Here is a 222-nt window from a genome sequence, read left to right on the forward strand (position 1 = left end):
GCAACGCCGCGTGAGTGATGAAGGCTTTCGGGTCGTAAAACTCTGTTGTTAGGGAAGAACAAGTGCTAGTTGAATAAGCTGGCACCTTGACGGTACCTAACCAGAAAGCCCCGGCTAACTACGTGCCAGCAGCCGCGGTAATACGTAGGTGGCAAGCGTTATCCGGAATTATTGGGCGTAAAGCGCGCGCAGGTGGTTTCTTAAGTCTGATGTGAAAGCCCA

Annotated in this window: 1 rRNA gene; it reads left to right on the plus strand. The window is 52.3% G+C overall.

The annotated features are described in order from the left end of the window. A 16S ribosomal RNA gene (locus MR167_RS32610) occupies positions 1 to 222 on the plus strand; the annotation flags it as partial.

Origin of the sequence: Bacillus cereus group sp. BfR-BA-01355 (assembly GCF_022663675.1) — a bacterium.
GTDB classification, from domain to species: domain Bacteria; phylum Bacillota; class Bacilli; order Bacillales; family Bacillaceae_G; genus Bacillus_A; species Bacillus_A thuringiensis_S.